This is a genomic window from Nostoc sp. KVJ20 (assembly GCF_001712795.1).
Taxonomy (GTDB): domain Bacteria; phylum Cyanobacteriota; class Cyanobacteriia; order Cyanobacteriales; family Nostocaceae; genus Nostoc.
Map to the genome: position 1 here is coordinate 1 of NZ_KV757719.1, position 24,759 is coordinate 24,759.

General features: G+C 40.0%; 17 protein-coding genes and 2 tRNA genes. 7 read left to right on the forward strand and 12 right to left on the reverse strand.

From position 1 onward, the window contains the following. Positions 1-510: 510 nt before the first annotated feature. From A4S05_RS31480 to A4S05_RS31495, 4 genes are all read left to right on the forward strand, one after another. Entirely contained in the window at positions 511-909 is a 399-nt protein-coding gene (locus A4S05_RS31480; RefSeq protein WP_141699858.1) for a hypothetical protein, read from the forward strand. Positions 910-1,010: 101 nt separating this feature from the next. Further along, positions 1,011-1,970 (forward strand): ribonuclease Z, encoded by a 960-nt coding sequence (locus A4S05_RS31485; protein WP_069073705.1) that lies wholly within the window; start codon positions 1,011-1,013, stop codon positions 1,968-1,970. Between the two features lie 569 nt (positions 1,971-2,539). Continuing rightward, positions 2,540-4,732 (forward strand): GumC family protein, encoded by a 2,193-nt coding sequence (locus A4S05_RS31490; protein WP_176727168.1) that lies wholly within the window; start codon positions 2,540-2,542, stop codon positions 4,730-4,732. A 189-nt stretch (positions 4,733-4,921) separates the two neighbouring features. After that, positions 4,922-6,067 (forward strand): SpoIID/LytB domain-containing protein, encoded by a 1,146-nt coding sequence (locus A4S05_RS31495; protein WP_069073726.1) that lies wholly within the window; start codon positions 4,922-4,924, stop codon positions 6,065-6,067. Positions 6,068-6,160: 93 nt separating this feature from the next. Here A4S05_RS31495 and A4S05_RS31500 read toward each other — a convergent pair whose 3' ends face one another. Continuing rightward, a complete protein-coding gene (locus A4S05_RS31500) occupies positions 6,161-7,459 on the reverse strand; it encodes a hypothetical protein (protein ID WP_069073706.1) in 1,299 nt (432 codons plus the stop codon). Between the two features lie 216 nt (positions 7,460-7,675). On the opposite strand from A4S05_RS31500, the gene A4S05_RS31505 reads away from it, so the two are divergent. Then, the gene (locus A4S05_RS31505) at positions 7,676-8,155 is read left to right on the forward strand and encodes a hypothetical protein (protein ID WP_069073707.1); all 480 of its coding nucleotides are present in this window, start codon (positions 7,676-7,678) and stop codon (positions 8,153-8,155) included. Between the two features lie 88 nt (positions 8,156-8,243). Here A4S05_RS31505 and A4S05_RS31510 read toward each other — a convergent pair. The 8 genes from A4S05_RS31510 to A4S05_RS31550 form a co-directional block, all read right to left on the reverse strand. Then, positions 8,244-8,315: transfer RNA gene (locus A4S05_RS31510), tRNA-Gln, on the reverse strand. Positions 8,316-8,910: 595 nt separating this feature from the next. Further along, a complete protein-coding gene (locus A4S05_RS31515) occupies positions 8,911-9,756 on the reverse strand; it encodes an FAD-binding protein (protein WP_069073708.1) in 846 nt (281 codons plus the stop codon). Further along, complete coding sequence (locus A4S05_RS31520; RefSeq protein ID WP_069073709.1) at positions 9,749-10,912, reverse strand: polysaccharide pyruvyl transferase family protein; 1,164 nt, start codon at positions 10,910-10,912, stop codon at positions 9,749-9,751. The genes A4S05_RS31515 and A4S05_RS31520 overlap by 8 nt, the downstream gene beginning before the upstream one ends. Before the next feature lie 177 nt (positions 10,913-11,089). Next, complete coding sequence (locus tag A4S05_RS31525) at positions 11,090-12,571, reverse strand: lipopolysaccharide biosynthesis protein (RefSeq protein ID WP_069073710.1); 1,482 nt, start codon at positions 12,569-12,571, stop codon at positions 11,090-11,092. A gap of 633 nt (positions 12,572-13,204) precedes the next feature. After that, a complete protein-coding gene (locus A4S05_RS31530) occupies positions 13,205-14,002 on the reverse strand; it encodes a WecB/TagA/CpsF family glycosyltransferase (protein ID WP_069073711.1) in 798 nt (265 codons plus the stop codon). 767 nt (positions 14,003-14,769) lie between these two features. Beyond that, positions 14,770-14,853 (reverse strand) — tRNA-Leu (locus A4S05_RS31540). Positions 14,854-14,959: 106 nt separating this feature from the next. Beyond that, positions 14,960-16,084, reverse strand: coding sequence for an alpha-hydroxy acid oxidase (locus A4S05_RS31545; protein ID WP_069073713.1), 1,125 nt, complete (start codon positions 16,082-16,084; stop codon positions 14,960-14,962). A gap of 221 nt (positions 16,085-16,305) precedes the next feature. Next, a complete protein-coding gene (locus tag A4S05_RS31550; RefSeq protein WP_069073727.1) occupies positions 16,306-18,738 on the reverse strand; it encodes an endonuclease MutS2 in 2,433 nt (810 codons plus the stop codon). An 867-nt stretch (positions 18,739-19,605) separates the two neighbouring features. On the opposite strand from A4S05_RS31550, the gene A4S05_RS31555 reads away from it, so the two are divergent. Continuing rightward, complete coding sequence (locus A4S05_RS31555; RefSeq protein WP_069073714.1) at positions 19,606-20,277, forward strand: OB-fold-containig protein; 672 nt, start codon at positions 19,606-19,608, stop codon at positions 20,275-20,277. 20 nt (positions 20,278-20,297) lie between these two features. Further along, positions 20,298-22,250 carry an SPFH domain-containing protein gene (locus A4S05_RS31560; RefSeq protein WP_069073715.1) on the forward strand — a complete coding sequence of 651 codons (1,953 nt, stop codon included), beginning with the start codon at positions 20,298-20,300 and terminating at the stop codon, positions 22,248-22,250. Positions 22,251-22,385: 135 nt separating this feature from the next. On the opposite strand, the gene A4S05_RS31565 is transcribed toward A4S05_RS31560, so the two are convergent. The 3 genes from A4S05_RS31565 to A4S05_RS31575 form a co-directional block, all read right to left on the reverse strand. Next, the gene (locus tag A4S05_RS31565) at positions 22,386-22,682 is read right to left on the reverse strand and encodes a DUF2288 domain-containing protein (protein WP_069073716.1); all 297 of its coding nucleotides are present in this window, start codon (positions 22,680-22,682) and stop codon (positions 22,386-22,388) included. Between the two features lie 144 nt (positions 22,683-22,826). Beyond that, positions 22,827-23,864, reverse strand: a complete 1,038-nt coding sequence (locus tag A4S05_RS31570; protein ID WP_069073717.1) for an AI-2E family transporter — start codon at positions 23,862-23,864, stop codon at positions 22,827-22,829. A 156-nt stretch (positions 23,865-24,020) separates the two neighbouring features. Next, on the reverse strand, positions 24,021-24,659 hold the full coding sequence (locus A4S05_RS31575; RefSeq protein WP_069073718.1) for a lysophospholipid acyltransferase family protein: 639 nt from the start codon (positions 24,657-24,659) through the stop codon (positions 24,021-24,023). Positions 24,660-24,759 lie beyond the last annotated feature (100 nt).

A 24,759-nucleotide genomic window follows, 5' to 3' on the forward strand; every position in this document is an offset into this window, starting at 1 on the left:
GCTTGGCCCACTTCCCCTCCACAACTTCATGTGTCTCAAATCACTCTCTCTACTGCCTGATTTTTAAACCCCTACCCTTGAAAGAGGGTTAGGGTGGGGTAAAACAGCTTGTGTGTACACCGTAGCCTTTTTAAAACATCCTCTAAGACTCTCTTAAAATCTGGGTTTTAGAATTGTTACAAAATATGTAGATAATACACAGGCTTAATAAAGACTTTAATTCATAGATTTTTCGGAAATCACTGCTTCACAAAGCTATAACTTTGTCTGACACAAAATGTAACTAATTTGTCAGAAAAAGCTAATGAATTTATTAATCAGCTTTTATATATTTTAAATATCAACAACAAATTAAACATCAAAGAGCAAATATAAATCATACAAATCTTTCAACTTTGGAAGAAGTTATAAATCTGACTAAAGTCTACACCAGTAAGACAAATATGGCATTTAACGAATTATTAAACACTGCCATAGTTAATCAACCTAATGTTAGCTGGGGATAAAAATATGCTAGAAGTAAATAACTTGTTTAACCAAATCGAACGAGGTTCATATCTCAAGACTTTCCAACCAGACAACAAAAATATTGAGGCGCTAGCAGACACCTGGAATAATTACCTCAAAACTTTACATGAAGCGATCGCGGAATCCAATACAGCCAAGCAAGTTGCTCAAAGAGATTATGAAAAAGTCCAAGCTCTTGCGATCGCTTGGGAAAAACAAATGCAAGTTGCTTTGACTAATTCCAGTGAAAAAGAGGTTCATCAGGCATTAGCACATAAACAAATTTATACAGCAAGGGCACGACAACTAAAAACTTTAGTCGAACGTCATATTATCCATATCAGCACCCTGAAAACCCAACTAGCTTATTGGGAAAATCAACCTTATTCTCAAGTCTCGTAAATTGACGAAGGTACTGGCTCTAAAAAGTATTTTGCTCATCAACCGTGCCACTATATAAATATAGAGTTGCAAATTGAGCAATAGGAAGACTAAAGAACACTGTGCAGATAACATTCTTAGGGACGAGTTCCGGTGTACCCACGCGATCGCGCAATGTTTCCAGTGTCGCTCTGAGATTACCACAAAGGGCAGAACTCTGGCTATTCGATTGTGGCGAAGGCACCCAGCATCAAATTATGCGGAGTGAACTGAAAATCAGTCAACTCTCCCGAATTTTTATCACCCACATGCACGGCGACCACATCTTTGGCTTGATGGGACTTCTTGCTACTTGCGGCTTGGCTGGCAATGTAGAACGAATCGATATCTATGGCCCACCTGGATTAAATGATTACATTCACTCCGCCTCACGTTACTCCCACACCCACTTTTCTTACCCAATTAAAGTTCACGCCATCCGTCCAGGGGTAATTTATGAAGACGAGGACTTCACCGTTAGCTGTGGTAACTTGCATCACCGCATTCCCGCTTTCGGCTACCGCGTAGCCGAAAAAGACCGATCAGGACGCTTTGATGTGGAAAAAGCCAAAGCGTTGCAAATTCCTGCTGGTCGGATTTATGGTCAACTCAAGCGCGGTGAAACAGTTACCCTTGACGACGGACGGGTGATTGATGGTACTCAATTGTGCGGCCCCACAGAAATTGGTCGAAAAATTGCCTATTGTACAGACACAATTTATTGTGATGGGGCAGTGGAATTAGCTCATGATGTAGATGTATTAATTCACGAAGCAACCTTTGCCCATCAAGATGCAGATATGGCTTTTCAGCGATTGCATTCCACAACCACAATGGCAGCGCAAACAGCTTTAGCCGCTGGGGCACATCGGCTGATTATGAGTCATTTTAGTCCCCGCTATGCTCCCGGAAATACCTTGGAGTTGAAGGATCTCCTTAAAGAAGCCCGTGCTATTTTTCCCCGTACTGATATGGCCCACGATTTTATGATTCATGAAGTACCCAGGCGACGGGAAGTAGAGTTAACCAAAGTAGGCGTTTAGATTTTAGATTTTGGATTTTAGATTTTAGATTTCCTATTGAAACCTTCTAATCTAAAATCTAAAATTAACCAAGCTTTATCTTGGAGTTAAGTTAACATCCAGCAAATAGACAGCAGTTTAATTTTATGAGTAAGTCAACTAGTTAACCAACGATTTACGGTTAACTCAGTGTATCAAGAATATAGAAATACTATGGTTTAAATATTTTTATCAATATGTTTTTTAAATTACAAGTTATAAAAAGAACTTTATTGTAATAGTACGGTTGTGAATCAGAGAATTTTTTACTTAAATACTTAGGAAAAATAATTAATTTTCCGTCAAGATTTTTCTTCCTTAAATAAAATATTTATTAAAAATTTATTCTTCCAACACTGATTAAGAATTTATATGCATGAATTGATGAACATGAAAGCGCCAGTTGGCATAATATTGTGCCAAGTGAGCTTGTCATAGTTGGAAGAAAAATTAAGTATGCTATTGCAGCTATTAGGTGTAAAAAAATCATTTCACATTTTTCATAAATCTTCCAAATAAATATAGTGTTTCGATATTAGAGGAGTTGGATAGTGGTTAAGACTAGTCTGAATCAAGAGCAACAGGTTACTACTTCAGCACAAGGTGCAGTTGACATCAGACAACTATCTACTATTTTGCTTCGCCGACGCTTTCTGATCTTGGGAGTTTCCTGTGTAGTTATGTCAGCGGCTAGCCTCTTAGCTGTCATTGCCAAACCTACTTACCAGAGCAATATGCAGATATTGGTGAGTTCCAATTTATCTGAAGGGGCACAGTCAAATAATATCCCAGTTGGAGTAGATACTCAGGTTACTGATTCCACTACTCAGATGAAACTTATGCTGAGTTCTAAGCTGCTCCAGAAAGCTGTAGATTCACTTCGTTCTAATTATCCTGATATCACCTTAGAAGATATCAATGGTCAAAAAAAACAGAGTAAAAAAGCACCTCTGGAAGTGACTCTAGAAGAGAAAAGCATAGGAGCTAATAAAGTTTTCAATCAAGTCTTTGAAGTTTCTTTCAATGATGACGATCCAGTTAAAGCACAAAGAATACTTCAAGCTCTACAAAAAGTCTATCAAAACTACAATAAAGAGCAACAAAAAGAACGTCTAAATCAGGGATTAGCATTTGTAAACGCTCGCCTCCCTGAGATCAAAAAAGAGGTGAGTAAAGCTGATAAAAATTTGGAACAGTTTCGTAAGAAACATAAATTACTCGATCCTGAAGTCCAAAGTAAAATCCTGCTAGAATCTCTAGCCGACATTCAACAGCAGCTACAAACCACTCGTGCCAACCTTCAAGATGTAAACGCTCGCTACAGCAACCTAGAGCAACAAATAGCGTCTTCGTCTCAGCAAAATACACTAATTTCGTCTCGTTTAAATCAGTCAAGCCGCTACCAAGCACTATTGAGTGAAATTCAAAAAACTGAGCTAGCTTTGGCTAAGGAGCGGCTGCGCTATACAGACGATTACCCATCAGTACAAAAACTAAAGCAGCAACGCCAAAGTCAACTGTCCCTATTACGAGAAGAAGTAAAAACTATTACTACTAGCAGTAAAAGTGAACCACTCTTACAAGGGCAAATCGTAGGGGTTGAGCCAAAGCTAGTAGACGAGTTAATTCTGGTACAGACAACTGTCTTAGGACTAACTGCCAATGAAAAAAATCTAGCCGAGTCAGAACAGCGACTCCGCTCTGAACTAAACAAATACCCAAGCTTAATCGCAGAATACAACAGTCTGCTGCCAAAGGTAGAAACTAGTCGTAAAACTCTTGAACAACTGCTCCAAGCACAACAATCCTTGGGGCTGAAAATTGCTCAGGAAGGATATAACTGGCAAGTTTTGACCGAACCTACTCTGGGCAATTATATGGGTAGCAACAGATTATTAATTTTGGTTGGGGGAGCAGCAATTGGGCCAATTTTAGGTATCTTAGCAGCCCTAATTTTGGAAAAGTTTAATGACGCTATTTATTGTGCGGGAGATTTAAAGAAACTGACGAACCTACGTGTATTGGGATCAGTACCAAAACTACCGTCGCGTGGTGTCAAAAAGCGGCGGCTGGGACTGCCTTGGAATAGTCGGCGAAGCTCAGATTCTTCTGTAATAGAAGCCAGTAATAAATTGCCCGTCCATGAAACTTTGGACATGATTTACCAAAATATTCAAATATTAAAATATCCCTTACCATTCAAGTCGCTGATGTTTACTTCAGCACTACCAGGAGAAGGGAAGACAACCTTAGTATTAGGACTTGTGGCTAGTGCTAGCCGGATGCATCGACGAGTATTAGTAATTGATGCTAACCTACATAATCCTAGCTTGCACAAAATCCTAGAGCTATCCAATGACTGGGGACTATCTCTGTTATTAGTTGATGAGACAACTACTCATTTTCAAGATTACATCCAGCCCATTCACCCCTCTATTGATATTTTGACTGCTGGGCCAGAACCAGAAGATACGGTTAAGTTGCTCAGTTCTCAACGGATGAAAGAATTAATAGAGTTGTTTGAACAAAATTATGACTTAGTACTGATAGATGCTCCACCTATTTTAGGCACGGTTGATGCCAGGATTGTGGCATCTTTTTGCAACGGTATTGTGATGGTAGAGCGCATGGGGAAAGTGACCCGAACTGAACTGACTCAAGCAACAGAAATTTTGAGTAAGTTGAATTTAATTGGAATTATCGCTAATGAAGTGAGTAATTCTCAAAAGGTATTGGCATCGTAAATTGAAGAAGCAGAGAGGCATTCCTCATCTGCCCTACCCCCTTCACCTAATTTCTACCTGATAGCTAAAGCAAAATGCATAATTAGTAGGAGGTGGCAACCTCCTGCGTTGGAGAAGTGTCTCATCTTAAAGTAGTAGACGCCATAGTTCAAAGCGTCAATTAGATACTAGTGTGATTAGATGATCAGCATGAAATTCCAACTTTACTTAGGCTCTTTATTTTCCCAGATTAAAGTACGTCATTGGTGGGTCAGTGTCTTATTGTGGATAGCTTTGGTTGCCCCAGCCCAAGCGTCTGTAATTCTGCGCGTGGCAATTGAGAGGGGCGTTAATCAGGTAAAAGTGGGCAGTTCCACCACTGGGATTGTCAAGGATAGTACTGGCCGGACTCTTGGACAGTTACCAGCGATGAGTGCATATTATGCCCAAGCCATTCCTGGTGGAGTTGCTTTAGATAAGTGGCAGTCTGGTTTATTTTGGATTGAGCCAACTGGTAAAGGATTCGTTTATATTGGCGATCGCTGGTATCGTGGTAGAACTCTGGTTGTTCCCACAGAAAAAGGCTTAACCGCTGTTAACTGGGTTGATGATCAAGAATATCTCTACAGTGTTCTCGGTGGCGAAATGAATGCTAGCTGGCCCCAAGAAGCACTAAAAGCCCAAGCGATCGCAGCCCGCACTTATGCTCTCTACGAACGAGAAAAACAACGGAAGAATCCCATTTACGACTTAGGCAATACCCCCGATCGCTGGCAAATTTACAAAGGCGTCATCAGTGAATCTCCTGCTACTTACAAAGCAGTGGATGAAACAGCAGGGCAAGTACTAACTTATAACAACAAGATTATTCTCTCAGTTTTTCACGCTTGTTCTGGAGGACATACCGAAAACGTGGAAGATGTTTGGGGAAATGCCTTGCCGTACCTACGGGCTGTTCAAGACTACGATCAAAATATCAGCGCGTGTAATTGGGTAAAAACCTTCTCGCCCAGTGAGATTAGTGCTAAATTCCCTGAACTTGGCAATGTGACGGCGATGATTCCAGAAACATTCTCGCCTTTCCGCAGTGTTAAAGTCTTGAAAATTGTCGGTAGCAAGGGCACAAAAGTTTTACAGCGCGAGCAAGTGCGGACAGCGCTGAAGCTAAAAAGTACCCGCTTTAGCGTCACGAAGGGAGCCGATGGCAATTTTGTACTCCAAGGACTTGGCTTCGGTCATGGTTTAGGCATGAGTCAGTGGGGGGCATACAATCTAGCTCGGCAAGGAGTGAACCACCTGCAAATTTTGGGACATTATTATCAAGGTGTAGCCCTAACACCAATTCAGGCGAAGTAATCAGGAATGGGGCATGGGGCATGGGGCATGGGGCATGGGGCATTGGGGATTGATTATTTCCCCTGCCCCTCCGCCCCTCCGCCCCTCTGCTCCCTATTCCCCACTCCCCCGTTCCAAGCGCCGCTGCCATTCAGCGTCAATTTGTGCAGAACGCTCAACTTCCTGGTCGAGTAAGTCAGTTTCGCTGGAATACACTAAATCTTTGTTGCCAATGACTTTTTCTGCGGCAAATTGTTGGGCATAGTCGATTTTTTGTTGCAAAGGTGCATCAGGGCTTGCCAATAGCCTTGCTCTGGAAAGGCGATCGCGGTTGCGATCGCCAATTTTACGATTACGCCACCGAATCCAGAAATAACGCAATAACGGTATGCCTAAGAAACCTGCTCCGTAAGCCAATAGCAGCCAATAAATTCCTTGCACAAAAGCTACCAGTCCACCTAATTGGACGGCAACAGTGCCATCTCTCAACAAACTTCCCAGTACTAAGGCACCAACAAAATTTACTACCCCCAACCCAGCACTCAGCATAATTTGCCCTGAACTTGCAGCACTAAAACGCCAGGGAAATTCCTCCAAGTGATCTGATATTGCATGACGGCGCTTTTTAGTTGCACTCACCTGCAACTCTGGAAAGTAATAAACAATTTGCCCTTCTGGACTTACCCCTGGTTGCCCATTAAATCGCGTCAGAACGGGCAGCATATAATCTTCGTACTCTCTTGTATATCCCTCGCCAATGTCATCCAAATATGGGGCAATTTGTTCTGCTACCACTGCACCACGGTTACTGCGAATCACCGTAGCAATTTCTTGCCAACGACGTTCTTCTAGGTTGCCATTAGGATTACCATCACCAAACAAAAACGAAAACACAGCTTCAAAGAAATTTAGATTGCTTTCTTCCTGGCTTCCGCGTCGTCGTTCCTGGTAGTGGGTGTCATAATTTGGGCTAAGATACCAAAATAAATTAGGAAAATAGAAGAACCCCCCACCACCGGAATTACTGCCACGATTGTCGCCATCACGGTCTGAATTGGCAGCGGTAATGATGATGAAGATGGTAACAGTTATCAGGGCGATGGAAACAGTTAAGAAGATTCCAAAAGAAATGCGAATCAGGTAAAACAGAACACTCCAGACCTTTTTCCACCATTCCTGCAATCGTAATCGGAAGTATTTATTACGCAAAATTGCTCGGAAATTTTGTGGAAAAAGGTAAACTATATCACCTGAATCCGCTACCTGTAAATGTCCCCCAGCATCAGATGCCAGGGCTAACAAGCTTTGATTAGCTTCAGCGACGTTCAATCCTGCCTGAGTTGCCACATCACCAACGGTGACACGATAACCCAGTTGTTCCACAGCCTGCATGATGGTGGGACTGGGAGCCATTGCTCTCCCCTCCTATTGAAAATTATTCCTTTTCTTAAGTATAAAGTTTTATTTTGAGCGACTTAGCAAGGGTAAAGGTAACAATTCAAAATTCAAAGTGTTGACGTTCGGTCTTCAACTCTTTAATTGACTAGACAATCAACAAATGATCTGACACGCAAAATGATATAATTACTCTCCTCAGCTTGCTTAAATCAGCAAATTTTCTGCTCAAATATGGTTCAATACACTCTCGCTCAAAGCCCAGAAATTATCCTTACCGTTTCTGGAAAAGATTCAGCCAAAGCCCGTGACAAAGCAATGGATCAGTTGATGGAACTGATGGATGCAGGTAAACTACCTACGGAACTGGAAGAAGGATTTGGCCCTCAACAATTAATTGAGGTTAAAGAGTCAACTATTGATACTGCTAGCGGTGAGGATAACATTACACAAGCTGTCCAGGTTTTGAGTAACCTGGCCACACTCAAGCTGAAAGTTCAGGAATCACGATCTGAAGCGTTGGAAATTCGCAAAGCGGTTGATGTTCTGTTCTCCGATGAGTCGGTAACAGAAGAGGAAATTACTCGACTCAAGGAAGGTTTTAAAGTTCTCAAAAATTTTGCCCAAGCTAATGTGCGTTACCAAGAAGCGCGATCTAAAGCAGAACAGGCTCGGCAGATTTTGGATCAAGCTCTCAAATCGCCTGACAAGTAAGATTTATAAAATTAGATGCATTGAGAAGCATCTTAAAATACAATCAAATACTCTAAAAGACAGGCTGTTATGCCTGTCTTTAGATTGACTGGGGCGCTAGGATTCGAACCCAGGAATGGCGAGACCAAAACCCGCTGCCTTACCACTTGGCGACGCCCCAATGAATTCACTATAGTAAATATAGCATTTAGTCCTGGGTTAATGTCAAGTACTTTAATAGTTTATTTCAGATAAGAGGTTTTTAACCTTGGGTATTGATTGGTCGAAATCCTTGCACTTAGGCTCTTTCATGACTTTGGGTTAACCCTTGAATCTTTGTGGTTAAGGCAGAAAATTCTGCGATCGCGATTCTTTTGTGTCTAAAATCTGCTTCACTTGATGATGAACGCCTTATGGTCTGTTCCTCCTGAATAGGGACACGCTATTTCTTTTTATCAAAGAAGGCAGAGGGAAGAAGAATGTAGTTCTGCTGCCTCCTGCCTACTTCCCTATGCCGCAACCGAAAGGGAGCAAGGGGTTAAGACTCCACCAAATTAAAATAATTTAGGGCTGCTTATTCAAAAGGGGTCTGAATTCCTAGCAGAGTACCCAATTAAGTAAAGAAAATCAAGATTTAGCATTGGTCAAACTCTCCCAAAAGGCTTTTCGAAGCTGGATTTATCAGGCTTTGGGAAATATGTACTTTGCAAAAGCGCCATTTCTTCAGCTTTTTAAGAATGGATAGTACTCTATACTTTTGACTGTAAATTAAATCATTAATCAATTGTAATTACTTCGAGAGCAATTTTTTGTCTAGTTATAAAATGCAAAATCATAGCTATTTTAATTAGTAGAATTATTGAATAGCTACTTTGGGATTTACTGAGTATCCAGTTACTCGTTTTAGTAGAAAACATAGCTTTACCTATAGACATACCTCTGAGCTTTTGAAGTATGCGATAATTAGCAGTTTTGAATACCGAGCCACAGTTAGGTGCTGTATTATCTTGATGCTCTTTTGCCCAAATTTGCCTTGAAATTAGAGGATTTTCGGTAAACTCTGTAAGTTCAAACTTGAAAATTGCACTCAATATAAGTTTGGAGTGCATACCAGTAAATATAGTTTCACGATAATCTCGTGCAATTTGACTATTTTGAAGTGTTTTTACACACCCATCCTCAAAGAAAGTTACACTTTCAACAAAGTCATATATTGTACATCCATGTTGTCTTCCTCTACCAGCGTTCATTGCTAATGCACCACCAATCGTTGCTGGTACAGACGCAAGATAATAAAAAGAATCCATAGAGTTTTGGTAACAGTACTTGAGTACTTCCATAACTGAAACAGAAGAGGACACTTCTAGTCTGTTTTCAGGTAGAGGATTTGTGTACTTAAGCAGTTTATTTTTCAATACCAACGATTGAATATTTTTTTTCACAAACAACGTGTTAGAACCATTTCCAATTATGTAGATATTTACTTTGTTTTCTTTAGCCCAGTTACAATACATCTGAAGGTCATCTACACTATTAATCTCTCCTACTCGCTCAAAGTGATGTTGAGTTCTATAGTGGGAAAGACTGTTTGATGTTAAAGACTCAATCTTTAAATTAGACATCTACCCCTTTATACTCCTTATTGTATTCAACGTTACTTCTACTATCAACTACTCCTTGTGTAATCGCTTCAACTAAATATTTTTTTGATTCTAGGATTTTTGATTCTAGGATTTCATGTACTGTTTTATAGTCAATATCAAAGATTTGCTTGCTCAATATTTGATATTTTAACTGGTCAGAGAATATCCTATTTTGCAAACCTAAATCAATAAGTAAATCTGTTACTTTATTTGATTTATCATTAGGAACAAATACGTTAAAAAGTTTTTTAAATATAATAGAAAACACAGCACCGTGATAAGTATTAGTTACGATATAAGATGCTTGGCTATATAATCCAATCCACTCTTTTGGACTTGCAGCTTCTAAATTTATTTGTGCTAATTGATTATATTTCCCAACTGAAACTATCGTAAGGTTTTTCTCTTCTGCCAGTAATTTGATAAAATATTCCTCTTCTGTTTCCATATCAGATTGAATATATAACAAAAGATATTGATCTTTTATTTTTGGAGGCCTTTTCAGTGCATCATAATTAATTAGAAAAGTAGGATCTAAAACTTTCACAGCGTCTTTTTCGCATTCATTGGTAATAATTTTTAAACTATTAGAATCACGAACTGAAATACTTTGAAACTGATTAATCAAGGTATATATTTCTTTTTGAAAATCTCCTAATTTTATAGTGTTGCCAAAACTTGCTGCATAACTTATCTTACGAGTAGTTGTATTGTTAACAAAATCTAAAAAGAAAGAAGAATTATATCCTCTGAAAGAATCTAGACACCATACCTGATCACTGCCACATATTATTACATCATACTTGTCCTCATAATATTCCAAACCTTTCTTACTATAAACTTTTCTGTTGCTTAACTTCAGATTAGAAAGTAGGAAACGCCTCATTTTCCAAGCTCTTGAAATATTAATGAAGGATTTTTCATTAATCCGAATTTTTTTATTTTCATTAATATTAATTTTTACCCTTTTGATGGGAAGTAAAGACCTAAAATATATCCATGCTATCTTAGTAGGCCGGTAATCTATTATTTCAACATCATATCCTTGACTGTTAAGAAAATTCCAGAGAGCATAAGCTTGCAATGTTGCTCCGTAATTGTCCACATGGTGAAAAGTTATAATTCCGATTTTCATATTTCCTCTCTCTGATAAACTAAACTATGATTCTGGTGTTAATTTGACAGCTAATATTCTTTGCTAACTAGTTGTATGAAGTCGAATATTTTTTCTTATAATTTAGCTACATTATATTAAGTATTAGTTAAGAAGTATTAAAATCTTCTTATTATAAAGATGTTAACATGTTATGTATCATGCTTTCTTTGTTATTTTGATATTCAAAGTTCTTGCTAAGTCAAGTAATTGTCTGAAAAGCTTTGGCGATATTACTGAGAGAACAAAAATATAAATAGAAATACCCAATAGCAATGAAATAATTAGTAGCATCCACGCTTCAATAAATTTTCCAAAGAAATATTTAGTTATTAATATAGTTCCAATCATTACTCCAGAAGCTACAAAAGGCACTATGTACAAACGTAAATAGTTAGTTAAACTCATTTTAACAAGTTTATTAATAGCTAATAACGAAATAGGTAATATTAAGTAACCACGAATTACATAAGCAGATGCAACAGCTACAATGCCCCATTTGACTGCCAGAGCAAAACCGACGACATTAGTAACTGTATTTATCACTTGTATCCATAGCCTCCACGAAGGTTTTCCCAGCGCCAGAATTACAGAATTGTTATAAAAGAAAATTAAGTGAACAGGGCCAATAAGCGATAGTACTTGCAATACTGGAATACTCTGAATCCACTGCTCACCAAAAAAGACCTTTATAAATTCAGGTGCTAACGCTGGTACACACAAAAATACTGGAAAAACAAGTAGACTTGTGAACTGAGTAGCACTATAGAAAGCATTGAGTAACCGTTCTGGCTCTCCCTGTAACCTAGAAAATATTGGTAGTGCAACCTTAGTTGTGGTAGTGATCAAGACTTGCATCATTACTAGAAGCAATTTGTAAGCAACTGAGTAATAACCTAATGCAACTAGTCCTAAAAAGTAGCCAATTAGTAAATCATCGGATCGGCGATTGAAAAAGTTAATTATATTAAATGCAGATATATTAATTCCAAAGGTAAAAAGTTCTTTAGCATGTATGACAGAAAATTTGAATCCTGGCCGCCAATCGCTAACTCGCCACAATACTAAAACTTGCACTAAACTACTAGATATTTGTTGACCTACAAGACTCCAAACGCCAAAATTGAAAAAAGCCATCACTACGCCAACTATCCCACCTATTATCACTGCTAGTAGTGAGCGTATTGCTAAACTTTTGAATGCGAACCTACGTTCAAGAACCGCTTGCTGCACACTGCTCAACCCACTAAGCGTAAAACTTATAGATAAGTATTGAATAATTGGTATTAACTGCGGCTGTTTAAGTAAATCAGCGACTAATCCAGCACCAGCAATACTTAACACGGTCAAGAGTATACTTATCCCTAAAGTTGTCCAAAATGCAGTGTCTAAGTGCTCCGCATCTATCTCCTGACGCTGGATAATTGCTACAGAGAATCCTTGGTCAACAAAAATTTGTACAAATTCAATAAAAATATATGCTAGAGCAATTAAACCAAAATTTTCTGGACTAAGTAAACGAGCTAGAATAAAGAAAACAACTAAAGATATTGCTTGGCGTCCCCAACTTTCAATAGCTGTCCAAATAACGCTTTTAACAGCTTTTTCTCGTAAATTTGATGAGGTTTGAGGTGATTCCATTAATAGTTTACCAATAAAAGAATCTAAGGTAATATGTATTTTTAATGCTTTCAGCCTTAAGTAGCTGGATTATTTTTTCACGCCATTAGGTCTTACCCTATTTCTGTGTAAGTTTATGATTACCATGCAAAGTGACTTATATATTACGAAAATTGCTATTTATATTAAACGCATTATGTGAGTTAACAATTCTCAAACAATATCAAAGGTTTCAACCTTAGCTTTAATCGTAAACTTTAGCCTTATAAACGAGACTACGTTGTTTCAGGCTTCAACTCACATAAGGCGTATTAAGTAATTACTCCTAGAAGAGTCTACCACAATCTTTTTAAAAATTGGCAGCTATTCAAGGTACTTTTAGGAGAAAATTTATTGATGAGCCTATTAGATTTTTACACAAAATGCCTGTTGCTTAGATTCTTAAGCCTTGGATGCAATGTGACTTTGATAATTCTTGTGTTAATGTAATGTTATTTTTGTTTTAGATTTTTTCGATTATTACAGTTGACATATTATCAACAATGTTGTTGTCTACAGAAGACTCAATCATGGGATGATTTCGCCCAATTTGGAACGAATTTTCAATGGTTTAAACCGCCAATTCATCCGGCATTTATTCGACGCCCTTTTCCTTCAGTCTCCGGTTTCGTGAAGGAAGACCGCTGCAATACGACTTGATGATAGTAGTTGCTTCGTAGCCAGCCATATAAAGAGTGGAATTGTCTTAGCATAGCGGCCGCAAAGTCGGCGCGGTTCTTGAATCCATCGATACAGCCATTCAAGTCCTAAGTCTCGAACTATACGGGGTGCCCGCTTGTGAATTCCTGCATAAACTGGGAAAACTCCACCCAGTCCAATCATTACAGCTTGTATTTTACCCTTATGTTGAGCTATCCAATTTTCTTGTTTGGGACATCCCAGAGATACTAAGACGGTGCTGGCACCACTAGAATTAATCTTTTGAACCAAAGCTTCATCTTCAGTTTCAGTCAGGGGACGAAAGGGTAGAGGTTCCATCGCCGCAATCTTAATTTGCGGAAATTCCTGCTCTAACCTTTTTTGCATTCTAGAAAGAATTTCTGTTTGGGAACCGACAAAGAAAATACTCAGATTTTGTGTTTGAGTTCGCTGACACAATGCGAGGAAAATATCCATCCCTGCCACACGGTCTTGGTAGAGCGCTCCCATTTTTCGCATCATCCATACGAGAGGCATACCATCAGGAGTAACTATGTCTGCATTTCGTAATACGGTGGCAAACTCTGGATTCCAATGAGCTTCAATGAGCATGTGTACATTGGCTACATATACAGCTTTACTCTCACGCCTATTCGCCCACTTAAGTATTGTTTGTACCTGATCGTCAAAGCGTAAAGCGGTAATAGAAAAATCAAGCACTTTTTTAGTAGGTAGAAACACTCTCGCCACCATCAATAACTCCTGTGTCCGAGAAAAAAATCCATAGATTACCTAGACCATTCCGAATATTGAATAATTTGGATTGGATTACTCCTGACTTTTTGTAGGTTTGTGTGATCGTTGGAAGTTAACACATGGAGGTGCAATTACCTTCTTAGTATACTTTTAGCTTAATCGCTAACACTAGGATTCTTTGGTGTTTTGTCCTAGCTTACTGTTTTAAGCTGATAATTCTAGGCGCTATTTGACAAAATTCATACTTTCTTCATAATTAATTTTTGATTTGTTCATGCAAACATTACAATTGCGATAAATTCCTATGGATATATATTTAACTAAGCAGCATTTGCTACATAGCGTGCTTGCGTGTTAATGTAAAATTCTAGACACTTAGTCTGCTGATTTGATACGTAATTATGGGCTTAAGAGGTTTAATTCAAATTAGTATCTTTTTAAGAATGACTAATAAATTTTTATTATTCTTTTCCAAAGATTTAATTGAGTCTATATATTGAAAAATTCCTAAATTTTATTTTTTTCTGAAATAAAAGCCAAAAAAATAAGGGGAAGATAAACTTATCTTCCCCCGCTCTCTCGTTTTTGTTATTCTCTGGTTTATTACTTTCCTTGAGTCTTTGCAGTAACATTTGCCTTTGCTTTTTGAGTTGACGCTTCCTAGCAGAACCGCCTCTACCTTTGTCATTCCTGCCTTCTTTACGGGGAGACTCCCATCGTTTCAGGCGCATAAGTTTTTAACCTCTCTATCACTTGTCTGGTAGTGGGCAGGAGGAGAATCGAACTCCTATGACCGTAAGGCCGCCACATTTTGAGTGTGGTGCGTCTACCAATTCCGCCACCCGCCCTTATATCCAACCTTAACTAGTATACTCTAATTAAATGATTTTGTAACAAGTCTGAAAAATATTTTTCAAAGTTTTGCTGGAATAACACTTCTAAGAAGTATCTGGCTTAAAAACGTGGCACAGTCAATAAACTAGGGTCAATATCCTGTAGTTTGGCACAGCCGCTAAGTGCCATTCCCACATTTAACTCATCTTGTAGGAGTGAGATGACATGAGATACGCCAATTTGTCCTGCTACTGCTAGTCCCCACAAAATAGGTCGTCCGATTAGTACTGCTTTTGCTCCTAATGCTAGGGCTTTGAGAATGTCTGTGCCCCTACGAATACCTCCATCCAACAGCACTTCTACTTGACCATCCACTGCTGCTACTATTTCAGCTAGGGCATCTAAAGAAGCGATCGCACCATCAAGTTGTCTGCCACCATGATTGGAAACAACAATTGCTTTGGCTCCATATTCTACAGCCCGCACAGCATCATCTCCTCGTAAAATTCCTTTGATCACTAAAGGTAGTGGAGATAAAGATTGCAACCATTCCAAATCGTGCCAAGTGACTGCTGGGTTTAGCTGTTGGGCAAAATAGGTAAATAACCCAGATTCACCTTTTTCATGGGAAATATCTAGTCCTGAGATGGTGGCTAGATTAGCCAGATGTAAGTCTAGGGGTAAGGAAAATTCATTACGTTTATCTCTTTCTCGCTGTCCGAGAACAGGTGCATCTACAGTTAGACAAAGTGCTTTGTAACCTGCTTTATAGGCTTTTTCTACCAAAGCACGAGTTAATCCCCGATCTTTATGGATGTAAAGCTGGAACCATCGCAGAGAATCTGGAAACTGATTACATGCAGTCGCTACTTCTTCAATGCTCTTTGTTGCCATTGTACTTAACACCATGCCCACACCAGCTGATGCGGCAGCTAGGGCGGTGGCAACTTCTCCGTCTCGATGAGCTAGGCATTGAAAAGCCATCGGTGCGATTAACAAAGGTAGTTGCAGGGGTTGTCCTAAAATAGAGGTAGTTAGATTGCGATCGCTCACATCGACTAACATCCGAGGTCGCAGCTTGACTCGCTCAAAGGCATCACGATTATCTTGCAATGTGATTTCATCCCAAGCACCACTGCTATAGTAATCGAGTGTCGTTTGAGACAGACATTCTTTTGCTAATTTTTCGTATTCAAAGAGGTTAATGGGTTGAAAGCGATCGTTGTTGGATAAGTCGGTAGACATATTTTGGTGATGATGAAAGGTTACGCGCTTTAAGGCAGAAGGCAGGAGGCAGGGGGCAGGAGGTAATACTGACTGCAACGCTCAGAGCAATGACCAGACGGGTCTTGGGTCTAAAACCCCGCCGTGTACACGGCGCTTACAATCAATTGAGCGGGGTCTGAATCCCGCCCAATTCTCCTCCTGCCCTCTGCCTCCTGCCCCCTGCCTTCTTCAATGCGACTTTATTTGATGTAAGCAACGGTAACACCACTGCCGCCGTCTCCTTGTTCTGCCGGTTCGTAGTTTTTCACTCTGGAATGCTGTTGCAAAAAGGCGTGAACTCCTTGTCGCAGCTTACCAGTGCCATACCCGTGAATAATCCAGACTGGGCCTGTAGCTTCGGAAATGGCTTTATCTAAAATGTATTCGGCATCAGCCACCCGTTTACCACGCAAATCGATGGTATTTTGGGAAGTCCGAATTTCTGGGACATTTTGCGGTGTTGGAGTTACTGCTGGTGGGGCTGGTTTGGGTTTGACGATTGGTTCGGGTTTTTGACCATCTAGAGATTCTACGTCTTCCAACTTCACATTCATCTTCATTAGCCCAAAGCGAACGCTTAATTCCCCATCTTCATTAGGGGCGGTGATTACATCGGCTGTTTGTCCCAGTTTGGGAACGCGAATGCGATCGCCTACTTTGGGCATAAATCCAGCTTTTGGTTTTGCTGGCGTTGCTGGCTGATATTGCTGGCCAATTTGATTCAAGGCATTGGTGGCTTGCTGTGCTTCTTGAGCTGTGGGCGTACCTTTCTGCAAGCGGCGGATCACTTGGGCAATTTCACCTTTTGCCTGAGCGATCGCTTGTTTTACAGCTACTTCCTGTGAAGCCCGCAAACTGCTTTCCCTCTCCTCCAAACTTGCGGCTTTTGCGGATACTTCTTTATATAAACGTTCCGCTTGCTGTAACAAACTTTGGGCTTCGGCAGCTTTGGTTTCTTGGCGGCGGCGTTGCGCTTCTAACCCGGCAATCACCTGGTTAACTTCATCTGTGGCCTCTCCCACTTGAGTTTTTGCCTGTTGTACCACTTCTGGTTTTAATCCCAAGCGCAGGGCAATGGTTAAGGCATTAGAACGTCCGGGGATGCCCCACAACAAACGATAAGTAGGCGAGAGAGTACTTTCGTCAAATTCTACAGAGGCATTTTCAAACCGCTCATCTTCGTATTTCAGGGCTTTTAGTTCGCCGAAATGAGTGGTGGCGATCGTTAGCTGGGAATGGTTGGCGAGATATTGCAACAAGGCGATCGCTAAAGCACTACCCTCAACTGGATCGGTTCCAGCGCCGACTTCATCGAGTAAAACGAGTGATTGGGGAGTGGGGATTTCTAGATTCTCTTCTTCCCTATTCCCTATTCCCCACTCCCTACTCCCTTTCTCCAATGCTTCTAAAATCCGGCTAATTCGGCGGATGTGCCCAGAGAATGTGGATAAACTTTGCTGTAAGGATTGTTCATCGCCAATATCTGCCAGCACTTTATCAAACCAAGGTATTTCTACTGGTTCGCGGGCGGGGACAAATAAACCTACTTTGGCCATCAATGCTGCTAACCCCAAGGTTTTTAAGGTTACAGTTTTACCGCCAGTATTTGGCCCAGTAATTGTTACTACTCGAATTAGGGGATTTATCAGCAAATCTACAGGAACTACTGGTTGCCCTTGTTCGTGCTGTTGTTGCCACACTAACAGGGGATGCCGTAAGTTCCGCAAGGTAATGATTTCATGATCTTGGCGCTGGATAAATCGCGGGGGATTCGCTCCTAGCCAGTAACTATATCGTGATCTAGCGGTTGCCAAATCTAAAGTGGTGGCGATCGCTAATAATCTCTCCAAATCTGGTTTGACTGCGGCGACTTGTTCCGTCAAAATACGGCGAACCGCTTCTTCTTCAGCTTGCTCTCTTCTGATAATCTGCCGCAGTTGGTTGCCTAAAGGCACTACTGAATTCGGTTCCACGTACAACGTCGCACCGCTGGTAGAGGTATCGTGGACAATACCGGGGATGGCATCTTTTTGGGGTGCTTTTACGGGGATGACATAGCGATCGCCCCGTTGCGTAATTAGCTGTTCTTGAACTGCTCCAGATTTTGCTTGTAAGATATTTTGCAGCTTTTGAGTAATTTGACTGCGTAATCGCCGCAAATCTGTGCGAATTTCTCCCAGTTTTAGACTCGCGCGGTCAGTTACCTGGGCCCGTTCATCAATACAGCGGTGAATTTCCTGTTCTAGTTCTGGATAAGTCCGCAAATCGGCAACCAACCCAGTGAGTATCGGCAAATCTTCCTGATTGTCAATGACACGGCGCAAATTTCTGGCACCAGCGAGGGTGGTAGCGATCGCTAACAGTTCATCCCCCGTCAAAATTCCACCGCGTTCTGCCCGTTCTAAGGAATCGCCAATATCTTGAATTCCCTCAAATGACAGTCCCGTGGTGAGGCGGCTTTCCAGTTGGTAGACTTCTTTGGTTTGCTCTAACAACTGTTCGCTTTGGGTCTGAGAATCGGGTATTTTCAGATGACGCGCAGCTGTCGCCCCCAGCTTAGTTGCCGCAAAGGTGGCAAGATGCTGGCAGAGGCGAGGCCATTCTAATAGTTCTAAGGTTTCAGATTGGATCAAGGATTTCAACATCTAATCTGAAATTATCGTAACAATTCTAGCTCCTAGATGGATAAATCTTAAAGGAGAAAATTTTGCTTTAGTCAATAGTCAATCAATTTTGGATTTTAGTCTAATGCCTAGGTTGGCTGTGCAACGCCCTAAGCAAAAACACTCTACGGATCTTGCTACAGATTTTCCGCAAAACTTAAAATTGGTAGTCGAGAGCTATTTTGCTCTCTGTCTACTTTCATCTTAATTCTCTCTTGATGTCTTTTATAATACATTGTATACATACTAAGTTTTTATCTTAAAAAAAGTTCAAGAAGAATGCAGAATGTTTGAAGAAGAATTCAGAAGTCAGAATTCAGGAGTCAGAATGAATCAGTGGAGGATTCAGACCCGCCACTGTCTTGTTGACCACTAAAGAAAAGATTTAGTGGGGTCTTAAACCCCTGGATTCATCCACCAGTCGCACAAAATTCATTCTGTTAGCGGTAGCGGGGCGTTTAGCCCATTCTGGCTCCTGACTCCTGAATTCTGTTTCGATAATTCACGTCTAATGCATTATTAGCTTGCCACGCCACTACATATACTTAGATTTTTCAGAAATCAAATATGAGTCCTATATGATAATGCGACTGTTTATCTGAAAATTATATGCTTTTTGGCAATCAAAGTATTTTTTATTTATTTAAACTTGGGTTAATATTTTATTCAAATCTTTAAGAAGATTATTATTTCATTAAATAAAAGTTAAATTTATATTTTTATGGTTAAATGCTCAGTACACAATTAGTGTAGTTTATTATATTTATAATTGTAGTATTATCTAATAAATAAATTAGATGTTACACAACTACCAGCACATATCATTTACGAAATATTATGCTGTTTAGCCCAGCCAACTTGCCCTATTGGATATTTCTGGGAATTGGTGTCTTACTATTCTTATTTATGATAATTTCCGGTGGGGGAGGGCAAGATATTGATGCAGATGTAGATGCAGACCTCGATGCAGATAGCAATAGCGAATTGGGCTTTGGACAATTCTTGGGATGGGTAGGTATTGGTAAAGCACCACTCATATTGTTACTAGCAACAGATATGAGTTTGTGGGGCCTTTTGGGTTGGATGTTAAATGTTTGGATTAGTGGAAATTCAAATAGTAATATTACTGGTTTTATTGGAAGTATTATCTTATTTGGTTCGCTGATTATCAGTTTATTAATGGGAGGATTGATAGCACGACCAATTGGCAAGATTTTTGCCGAGTTTAGCGAGGATGCAAGTAGCGATCGCTTGATAGGTTGTGTTGGTATTGTTACGTCTGCTTACATTCCTATGGAAAATCTGGGCAGAATTGGACAAATAGATGTGCTGGATACAAAACGTAATCTTTTGACAGTTAGTGCTGTTCTACCAGACTGGGCAACTATTGCACCACAACGTGGGGAAAAAGTTTTAATCATTGAACACAAGGTACAAATTTATGTAGTTATTGCCAAAGATAGTCCCGATGAAGAACACTGGTTAACTAACTCATCCCAGAGAAATTAAACTTAGTGAGAGGAAAAAATATGCTTTTTTGGTTAACTTTTATCCAGTCTTTACCGAGTGTCGCAATAGCTGAAGTTCCACAAATTAATTTGCAACCACAACAAAAGCAAACAACATTAATTTCTCAGACACTCCCTGTCAGAATCCAGCCGACTATTGCCCAAATTAATGGGGGATTAGTATTTCCGGGAATTATTGCTGCTTTAGTTTTATTACTACTATTTAGCCTGTTTGCTTATACGCGGGTTTATGTAGTGACACCCAATAACGAAGCTTTCGTCAGGACTGGGGGTCTTTTTATCAAAAAGAAATCAGTGATTTTGTATGGGGGTTGTATTGTTCTACCAGGATTTCATCAGCTAACTCGCGTACCTCTGCGAGAAATTTCCATTGATGTGGAACGTACTGGTAAACTTGCAGTTCGGACTAAAGATTACTTACGAGCAGATATTCGAGTCACTTTTTATGTATGTATTAATGCCTCCGAAGACGATGTTTTAACAGCAGCGGCTAGACTATCTCAAAGTGGCATTAAAATTACTCCTGAAGATATTAAAAACGCTTTAGAAAAAAGAGCAGATGATGCAATTAGAGCAGCAGCTAAAACTAAGGATTTAGCAGAAATTGACTCTGATAAATTGGGGTTTGCTCAGGAGGTGTTGAACTTAGTTGGCACGGATTTGAAAAAAGTCGGATTAACTCTAAATAACATCGCCATTTCCGAAATATTAGAAAGTGTTACCTATGATCCAGATAACTTCTTTGATGCTCAAGGTGTGCGTTTGCGAACAGAAATTATTCAGCGCTCAATTCAACAAAAACGGGAAGTTGAGTTAGCAGCACAAGTGACAATTGAGCAAAAAGAACTAGATGCCCAAAAGCGATCGCTACAAATTGCCCAAGAGCAAGAAAGTGCGAAACTGGAGCAAAAATTGCAAGTAGAAGCACTAAAAGCACAGAAAGAACGCGAAATTCAAGAATCCAAAGATCGGGAAGCTGCAACAGTACGCCGTACTAAAATTTTGCAAGAAAAATCAATTGAAGAAGAAGAAATTCGCAAAAAATTATCTGTGCAGCAAAGCCAAATTGAAGCTGATATTTCCCTAGAAGAACGCAATAAACAGCTAAATGTAGCGCAAACATTGCAAAAACAAGAATCTGAGCTTGCAGAGATTTTACGTCAACAGAGTGTAGAATCTGGAAAGCTACAAGCACAAGTGCAGATAGCTGAGTCTGAACGAGAAGCAAGACTAGCTCAAGAAGATGTAGCGATCGCGATTGCGAACAAAAAACGCGAAAGCTTTGTTGCACAAGCACAACAAGCCAAAGCCGAAGAATCAGTTAAGACAGCAGGTGAAGTTGAAAAAGCCGAACGCAACAAACGCCTATCGGTGATTGCTGCGGAACGAGAAGCCGAAGAACGGAGTATTGGCGATCGCAACGTAGTAGAAATCGATGCTTTCCGCCGTCGCCGTCAAGCAGAAATCGCCCAACAAGCAGCAGACTTAGAAGCTGAAGCAATTCGCACCCTAGCAGCAGCTAACCGTGATAGAGTTTTAGCAGAAGCAGAAGGTATTCAAGCAAAAATTAACGCCGAAAATTCCATTAGTAACGCCAATCTCACTGCCAAAATTATCACCACTATTTGGCCAGAATTAGCCGATAAACTACCAGAAATTGTTACCGCATTAGCACCACAGCCGGGAGTTTTAGGAGATACTCGCATTTATTCATTTCCTGGTGCAAATGGTAGTAGTGGCAGTCAAGATATTAACAAATTGCTACTATCCACAAGCGGACTTTCTTTAATCAATACTTTACTTGACGAAGGTAAATTAGGCGAATTAATCGGTCAAGTCAGCCAGCTAGTGCGTGGCAATAACCAAGTAATAACTGGCACACCAAGCCACATTTCTTTAGAAACTACCCCAACACCAACTGTCATCGAAAACAACACAGAAACTAATTCGTAATTCGTAATTGTAAGAATTCAGCACCCAGGAGTCAGAAGTCAGAATTTATAATGAGTCCAGTATAATTTATTCATCAAATCTTATTCTGATTCTTTAACTATTCTGAATTCTGACTTCTTCTTCAGCAAAATTTGGTTAAGCAGCGGCTATTTCTTGTGCTAAAACGTAAGGCTGCACAATCAGGGTATTAAATCGCTTACTGCGGTTAAGGTTCCATTCTCCAACTTGTACTGTCGTGGGTTTGGTAATCAATTGTTCATCAATCCACTGTTCCACTGATGGAATATTATCACTAGCGATCGCTACTCCAACATCAACCAAGTTTAAATTAGGTGCGACTAAAATAACTGCATCTCTTTGTACATGGGGAATTAGCCATTCCCACTCTGCCTCATCCAAAATTTCTGTCAATTCCGCTTTTAAATCTGACATTATTCTTCAATTTGTCTTGGCTAATAAATTATTTTACATTAATTGCTACTTTTAAAAACTCCCAACTTTTGTACAGACGCGATTAATCGCGTCTCTCTTAATTCTTGTACAGACGCGATTAATCGCGTCTCTTCCACCTTTTAACTAAACTTCTGACTTCATCTCATCAATCTCAAATAAAGATACAATTACTCCAGCGATGGGAATAGATATAAAAACTCCTAGTAATCCTGCTACTTTAGCGCCTACTAGCAGAGCAAAAAACACCACTACAGGATTAAGATTTAGCGCACCTTGCATAATTCGGGGCGCAATCAAGTTGTCTTGTATCTGCTGGAGGATAATACAAGCTATCAATACTTTCAATGCTAACCAAACACCTTGAGACAACACAAATAGAGTAATTGTGCTTACTCCTAATGTTGCTCCTATGCCAGGAATGATATCAAGAATTCCAACTATTATTGACAATATTAAAGCAAAAGGTACTTGTAATATTAAGAAAACGATGAAAGTCGTACTTGTGAGAAATGCACTTAATAATAACTGACCTCTAAAAAATCCTAAAAATGACTTTCTGATTATAAGAGTAAATCTATTGCGGCGATGTTTGGGGACAATTTTTAAAATAAAGTTCCACAGCTTATCTCCATCTAATAACATGAAGAAAGCCACAACTGCAATTAAAACAAAAGTCACAAAGTTCGTCATAAACCCTTGTAGGATCGCTAAACTAGTCACAAGACTGGAGACAGCTTGGTTCCGCAGTTGTTCTTCAATGAAACTTAAATCTATCTGCAAATTACGGCTTCGCAAAATTCCTTCGATTCGCTCTAATAGAGGTACTAAAGAATTTAAAAACGCAGTGATACTATCAATTAATTGTTGTCCTTGAGATAAAACCGTTAAGCCCACGGTAATTATCAGACCGCCTATAATTACAATACTGAGTAAGAAAACAAGACCAACAGCTACACCGTGGGGTAAAAAGCGCCGCAGCCCTTGTACGGGATAGCTGAGTAAAAAGGCTAAAATTGCAGCGAATGTGAAAATAACAATGACTGCTTCAAAATAAGCTAAAAGCTGTACAATTGCCCAGCCAGAAGCAACTAAAAGCAGAAAGCGGACTAACGCCAGATTATTTAATCGCTCCCAAAGATTCTTGGCTTCAAAGCCGCTCATAATGCTGTTTAGGGTGAATTATAGACGGTAGATTTGCCTAGCAGTTGCATTTAAGCACAAAGTTAGACTTCATTGCTAGAGCACATTGACCTTAAACATACAGAGGCTAAGGAGCGATCGCTACCTCCCTAAAGCATATATCTGAGCTTTTCTAACTCATCTTCCCAAATCATGCATCTGGTTAATTACCGTGGCACACTTTTGTGTCAAAGCTTCCAATTCTTCTTTATTGCTGGAACTAGGAGCATCAATCAAGTTACCAATTCTCACAGTGATGGGAACTGCGTGAGGTATTTTCGAGCCTTTTTGTAAAATATCCTCAGTACCCCAGACACTCACCGGCAATATTGGGGCTTTTGCTTTCGCCGCCAGCAGCAATGCGCCTCTTTTGGGGTCTGTAATTCGACCGTCTGGGGTGCGAGTACCTTGTAAAAAAACACCGACAGCCCAGCCATTATTGAGATATTCTAGGGCGGAACGGATGGCATTGCGATCGGCATTTCCCCGGCTTACCGGGTAAGCACCGTACAATTTAATCGCTTGCGCCAAAATAGGAATCTTAAATAATTCTTCTTTAGCCATGTACGCCACTGGACGACGTACACAATTAGAAACAATCGGCGGGTCAAAGTAACTAGCGTGATTACTTACTATCAGTAGCGGCCCTGATTGAGGGACATTTTCCGTACCATGAATCTGGCCCCGAAAGTAAGCGTGAAGCATGGGGCTGACGACTAACCATTTAAAGGCGTGGTAAAGTGCCAGACTGATAAACGGTTCGCGGTTTTTGTCCACAGAAGATAATGCAAATCAAACTGAATTTAGCATAAGCGATCGCAACACCCAGATCAAACGTCAAAAAGCTGTAGAAATGAATTGATTTACCTATCTGGGA

What these genes read in the sequence shown, in the direction of transcription:
- A4S05_RS31560 (WP_069073715.1), top strand. Translation starts at nt 20,298, where the DNA reads ATGCTTTTTTGGTTAACTTTTATCCAGTCTTTACCGAGTGTCGCAATA.
- A4S05_RS31520 (WP_069073709.1), bottom strand. Translation starts at nt 10,912, where the DNA reads ATGAAAATCGGAATTATAACTTTTCACCATGTGGACAATTACGGAGCA.
- A4S05_RS31525 (WP_069073710.1), bottom strand. Translation starts at nt 12,571, where the DNA reads ATGGAATCACCTCAAACCTCATCAAATTTACGAGAAAAAGCTGTTAAA.
- A4S05_RS31500 (WP_069073706.1), bottom strand. Translation starts at nt 7,459, where the DNA reads ATGGCTCCCAGTCCCACCATCATGCAGGCTGTGGAACAACTGGGTTAT.
- A4S05_RS31480 (WP_141699858.1), top strand. Translation starts at nt 511, where the DNA reads ATGCTAGAAGTAAATAACTTGTTTAACCAAATCGAACGAGGTTCATAT.
- A4S05_RS31545 (WP_069073713.1), bottom strand. Translation starts at nt 16,084, where the DNA reads ATGTCTACCGACTTATCCAACAACGATCGCTTTCAACCCATTAACCTC.
- A4S05_RS31515 (WP_069073708.1), bottom strand. Translation starts at nt 9,756, where the DNA reads ATGTCTAATTTAAAGATTGAGTCTTTAACATCAAACAGTCTTTCCCAC.
- A4S05_RS31565 (WP_069073716.1), bottom strand. Translation starts at nt 22,682, where the DNA reads ATGTCAGATTTAAAAGCGGAATTGACAGAAATTTTGGATGAGGCAGAG.
- A4S05_RS31530 (WP_069073711.1), bottom strand. Translation starts at nt 14,002, where the DNA reads ATGGTGGCGAGAGTGTTTCTACCTACTAAAAAAGTGCTTGATTTTTCT.
- A4S05_RS31505 (WP_069073707.1), top strand. Translation starts at nt 7,676, where the DNA reads ATGGTTCAATACACTCTCGCTCAAAGCCCAGAAATTATCCTTACCGTT.
- A4S05_RS31555 (WP_069073714.1), top strand. Translation starts at nt 19,606, where the DNA reads ATGCTGTTTAGCCCAGCCAACTTGCCCTATTGGATATTTCTGGGAATT.
- A4S05_RS31495 (WP_069073726.1), top strand. Translation starts at nt 4,922, where the DNA reads ATGAAATTCCAACTTTACTTAGGCTCTTTATTTTCCCAGATTAAAGTA.
- A4S05_RS31570 (WP_069073717.1), bottom strand. Translation starts at nt 23,864, where the DNA reads ATGAGCGGCTTTGAAGCCAAGAATCTTTGGGAGCGATTAAATAATCTG.